Source organism: Shewanella sp. 10N.7, from assembly GCF_020806285.1.
In the GTDB taxonomy this organism is placed as follows: Bacteria; Pseudomonadota; Gammaproteobacteria; order Enterobacterales; family Shewanellaceae; genus Shewanella; species Shewanella electrodiphila.
Window position 1 is genome coordinate 1 of sequence record NZ_JAJGZS010000054.1, and the last position, 3,693, is coordinate 3,693.

The window sequence follows — 3,693 nt, forward strand, 5'->3', positions numbered from 1 at the left end:
TTGTGGGAAGCGCCAAAAGCTTAAAATTAACTATTGACGCCATAGTCTCTTGTTAAGCGGTTCCTAGCACTTTACGAACAGCGTTATCCAGTTCTTCTCCTGATGGTAAATTTGCCCCTGAAATAAAGCGTCGAGAAAACTCTTCTAGTTCAAAGCGCAATTCTCGCTCAATCAAAATACTTCTTTGAGCACCGTGCTCAACATTATCAGATAATTTATAGGTATGAACCGTAAGTACATCGGCTGCTTTATGATCAACTAGTGGAATATCATTCCCAATTACATCTTCAAACTTTTTGTACACAATATCGGGTAAAACAAAATATAATCCGCTGGATACTAGATCCGACTTGGCATATATCAAGCCTTTTCGAATTAATTGAGGTATAAGTCTTTTGTGTACATTAGCCCAATTAAGTCCATGCTCAGATCTTGGAATGATAGTGGTATTTTCATTTAGATTTTTATAAGCATACCAGTTGTCTCGGTAGTTATTTGTTATATCAATACTTTGAACTTCAATACCAACATACTCAATAAGCTCACCATTCTTTACCTTTGCTAACACCCAATCCATAGATAGCTTATTTCCAAGCTTTACTTCTTTTCCGGAGTTTTGTCCAAGCGCAACAATACATTCATCGACTGAAAACCGCCTAGGGATGAATTCTTCAAATGTTAAAAACTCAATATCACTTCCAAAAGCATCAATCGCAACTTTTTTTAGAGATTGGTACTTGTTTTCATAAATTCTGTTTGGGCAAATAATACAATCACCAAAAGTAGTAGTTACGCTACAAGTACCGTAGACAACAGTTTGTTCGCTATTAGACTTTGTACATGATTTATTTATAAAAGGGCAAGCTCCTAAGTTCCAAAGAGTTCTTGCTTGTTTAGTTAAATCATCTGGGGCATACCCAAAGATTTCAACAATGTCATTCTTAGGTCTATCTATCATTTTTCATCCAATTATCTTTATTATTTCTTCACCAATTTTTTTCGCTAAAAAAGGCGGTACAGCGTTCCCTACTTGTTCGTACTGTTGCGGGATTGTTCCAGTAAAATGATAGCTATCAGGAAAAGATTGGATTCTTGCAGCCTCTCTGACTGATAGAACTCTATCCTGTTCAGGGTGAATAAACGCTCCCCAGTGTGGATCACATTTGGTTAATATTGTTGAGCACATACCTTCTGGGTGAAGCCGGCCATACCTTTTGGTATGGTCGCTTCTTCGCGCTCTTTGCATTCCTTTAGGTAACATTTCGTGTGGGATATTAGTCCAATTTCCTCCTTGAGGAATATGTTTCAAACGATCTAGATTTATTTTACCTAAACCATTACAAGAATGGTTATGTATCAAATTAGAGCCATTACGTAGAAAGCTTTGGTAACTGCCCTTTGCTTCATTAAGATATTTCATTGGAGGGTTTTTTGAGCCACTTTGTATTTCAGGTAAATCTGAAATAGCATCGCTAACTGTTGTTTGTGGTAATAAATCTTGAGAAAAAAGAGGTGATAAATGAATACACAGTTCTCTTGCACCCGCAAAGTTTGCAACAGCCTTTGAGTCATATTCTGGCTCTGGGAATGAAATACCAATGTTACCTTTTACAGCAATTATTATTGTTCTAAACCTTGTTTGCGGAACCCCATAATGCCCTGCGAATAAAATTTTATGTTGAACAGAATACCCTAAACTTTCGAGCTCCTTGTATATCTGTTTAACAACAGTTCCTTTACCTAAAGAAACTATTCCGGGAACGTTTTCAATTAATATAGCTTTAGGCAATAATTCATTAGCTACTCTCAAAAAATCTTTAAACAAATGATTACGCTCATCATCTAAATCTCTTATAGGCGCGTTGACAGAAAAACCTTGGCAAGGAGGGCCTCCCGCTAGTAAATCAAGCTCCCCCTTTTTCAAGCCTAGTTTGCTTTTTAAATTAGTTTCACAAACTTGCCTTACATCACCCACAATTACAGAAGTATTTTCGTTATTAATTTGATAAGTATTCGCATGGGCTGCTATTAGCTCATTAGCAAGAATTGGTGTAAACCCTGCCATTCCTAAACCACATGACAAACCACCTGCGCCAGAAAATAAATCTATTGATTTCACTAAATTTGAACTCTATTTAAAATTTTTGATATTTTACCCGAACTTTATGAACGTAGATATTCAAATTACTCACAAAATTTGATTAACCGCTTAACGATCATAGTTCATGAGCCGTAGGTCTCATGTAACGGGTTGTTCTTTACTTCGGAGAGAGGAGGTTGTCGCTACTCAATCCGTGAGTTCATATTCCATGCCCTTGGGGCTTAATTGAAGCCCCCCTGCGGCGTGAGGGAAGCATCGCTTCTTTACTTGAAGTCAATTGCAGGTCTCTTTAAAAGCTACGCTTTACGAGCCTTAGCAAGTGCCTTCAAGCTACCATAAAATAGGCGTTTCTTCCATCGCGTTTGGTTCTATCTACTCCCTCGGCTAGACTAAAATATCACTTCTTTTTACTAAAAAATCGTCTACCGCAGGTCAAGAACAGCTTATTAGCGAGAATTCCGATAAACACCCTAGGCCACTTACCAAAACTCAACCACTTTTTAGCTTAATTTATTAATAATTTTAATAACTTAACAGCCAGCATAATTTAAATCAATCGACTAAATAGTGGATAAAACCGAGAATTGAGATAACCGAGAATTAACTTGGGTCGTTATGTAAACTTCCTCTGTGATAAAATAGTTATTTTTCAATGGTATATATTTGTTCGGATGGTAAATCCGAGAATTTTTGCTTTTACATAGCGAGAAGCAAGTGCTGTCAATTGCTGCTTTTTAATTATAACTGTATATCCATACAGTCATATAAAGCTAACAAACTTTGGGCAAAAACGTTTTACCAGCACCAACTTTATACTTAATTTTTCAGTAGTCCATTACTACAATTTAACCCATTGCCTGCCGCTGGGATGTTCAGGATGAGCGGAATGTCGCGATCACATGGATGTGAAAAAGCGGCCTTTTGTGCAGATACATCCAAGACACGTCGTAAACACATCCCTGTGGGCTCTGCGAAAACATCCATATTTTCGAAGGTCTTGAACGCATCTACACTGGGTTTATTGTCTCTTCGATTTGACAGCATTGGTGATAATTTAAAGAACTCAAGCTAGTAGAACTTACATTTAAAAGACTCCATTTGAATTGAGGAAAGTAAGAAAATCGCGTGAGTCCAGACAAGGATGTCTGGCTAGCTTTCGAGGGGAAGGGACGCCCCATCGTAAGCGTTAGTGATTTTGTAGCTTGCAGAAGCGGACTCAAAATGAAGTTTAAAGCTGGATCATTCTCCGTTGGAAATTTTGCTGTTTAAATTTCGCCGGAGCTGCGGGGTGTTCTAAGAGGGAGTCGCAGTTCACTCCCTTTTAGTCTGGTGTGGGCGAAGCGCCACGACTTTGATTTAGATTCTATTCAAATCTAGAAATCATTAACTAACTAAAGCTGCTAACAAGTTTTGGGGCCAAAACGTTTTACCAGCACCAACTTTATACTTAATTTATATTGGCTCTTTTTCAGTAGTCCATTACTACAGTTTAACCCATTGCCTGCCGCAGGGATGTTCAGGATGAACGGAATGTCGTGATCACATGGTCAATGATGTTCCCTACATCATAATGACATTTCCCATATCCCTAT

2 protein-coding genes are annotated in these 3,693 nt (G+C 37.9%); both read right to left on the reverse strand.

Going from position 1 to position 3,693, the window contains the following annotated elements; all coding sequences use genetic code 11:
- Nucleotides 1–52: 52 nt before the first annotated feature.
- Nucleotides 53–958, reverse strand: coding sequence for a NotI family restriction endonuclease (locus tag LMH66_RS20170; RefSeq protein WP_229372699.1), 906 nt, complete (start codon nt 956–958; stop codon nt 53–55).
- Nucleotides 959–961: 3 nt separating this feature from the next.
- The gene (locus tag LMH66_RS20175; protein ID WP_229372701.1) at nt 962–2,119 is read right to left on the reverse strand and encodes a DNA cytosine methyltransferase; all 1,158 of its coding nucleotides are present in this window, start codon (nt 2,117–2,119) and stop codon (nt 962–964) included.
- Nucleotides 2,120–3,693 lie beyond the last annotated feature (1,574 nt).

Excerpts from the sequence above, each read along its gene's own strand:
- LMH66_RS20170 (WP_229372699.1), bottom strand. The coding sequence starts at position 958 with ATGATAGATAGACCTAAGAATGACATTGTTGAAATCTTTGGGTATGCC.